The 1,539-nt window shown below is 36.4% G+C and carries 2 protein-coding genes; both read right to left on the bottom strand.

Annotated features, from left to right (window positions below; genetic code table 11):
* Positions 1-180 precede the first annotated feature (180 nt).
* Complete coding sequence (locus tag NI469_RS15630) at positions 181-1,152, bottom strand: methyltransferase (protein WP_253175655.1); 972 nt, start codon at positions 1,150-1,152, stop codon at positions 181-183.
* A gap of 229 nt (positions 1,153-1,381) precedes the next feature.
* On the bottom strand, positions 1,382-1,539 hold a 158-nt coding region (locus NI469_RS15625), incomplete at its 5' end, for a transposase (RefSeq protein ID WP_253175656.1).

Below are 1,539 nucleotides of genomic sequence, written 5' to 3'. Positions count from 1 at the left end.
GAAAACCGACGAGGGTGTGAGTCCTCCGTGAGTTCGAATCTCACCGCTTCCGCCAAATTTTAAAAACCCCAGTCGAAAGATTGGGGTTTTTTTATTTCTATGATTTTAATAAAACGATTTAAAATAAGCTGATAGCGAACAAAGTCAAAATTTTAAAATTCCATAATTAATAAATATTCTTTAATTGCCTACTTCAATTTTGATTAATGCCAACGCAATTCTTTCCACATGTTGGTAAGCCGGTTGTTCCAGTTCTTCACCAAAAATATCCGGGTCAATTTCTTCATAGGACCAGATTATATTTTGATGCTGTTTCATCAAATCTTTAAGATGCTGCAAAAACAGATTGCCATGTTCAGTCACTGTCACACCGGTATATAGAAATAAATGTCCGCCAGAATTCAGGCGCTGTAGACCTTCTTTTATAATCCTGAATGATAAATCACAGCCATCCAGCGCATTACCGCCATGACGATATTGACGTTGTTCGGGATCAATTAAATACGGTGGATTAGCAAAAATCAGATCAAATTTTCCATCAAGATTGGAAAATAAATTACTTTGAACCGGATGAATATGGTTTAAGCCGGCAAAACTGATATTAATCTGGCTATAGAGCAAGGCTTTGGGATTCAGGTCTGCAACCATCATTTCATTCACATCTGGAAAATGTCTGGCAATGCTGATCGCGGCTGCTGAAGTGCCACAACACATTTCCACGACCCGTTTAAAAGGGCGAGGCTGAGCAGCTAGATATTGCTTGAGATGATAGATAAAGCGATACGTATCCGGACCGAAAAATACCGCATCTTGCTGAGTGGTTGGAAAAGCTGAATGAATAAAGAGTTCGCCATTGAGTGAAGAAACCCGAACCTGACTCAAGTATTGACCTTCCTGAACCTGTAGAAGTTGATGTTCTTGCAATAATTCAAACAGGACAGGATCAAGATCAGTTTTTTTAAAGTTTAAATTCCAGCCAAAGATATCCTGAAGGGTTTTGTGCTTATAAATTTCATTCTTTTTTCGATCCAGAATTCGCTGGTGTGAAAGTGGTGTAATGGTCGTGAACTGATAATCTTGTTCTTTTAAAAAGGCTAATAAATAAAGCAAAGCTTGCTGCTGGCTGCTTTGAATCTCTAAAATCTGGTTCATATGAATATGCTCTTCTATTTATTTAATCTACATGAAAAGATCAATTCACTTTATGCCTGCATAAGATAATATCAAAACCAGTCGTGAATGATTAAATCTATATAACACTGGATTCCATGGAAATGGATCAGTTTATATTCACCTAAATAATGCTGTAGTTAGGTAAAAATATGATGAGAATTGGTTGGATTTGTATAGGTAATAGGCATAATTTTCTTAGAGTGTGTCCTCATTTGGCTTTGCACCAAATAAATATACAGGCTATACGAATCATAGATTTATAATTGCGTGCCAGTTTATCAAATCGGGTTGCAATCGCTCGGAAATGCTTCAATCTCGCAAACACATTTTCAACTAAATGTCTTAATTTATATAGATATTTATCAA

Source organism: Acinetobacter lwoffii (assembly GCF_024129735.1).
Taxonomy (GTDB): domain Bacteria; phylum Pseudomonadota; class Gammaproteobacteria; order Pseudomonadales; family Moraxellaceae; genus Acinetobacter; species Acinetobacter lwoffii_H.
Note: the sequence above shows the minus strand (reverse complement) of the source record. Positions and strands in the feature narration are given on the sequence as shown.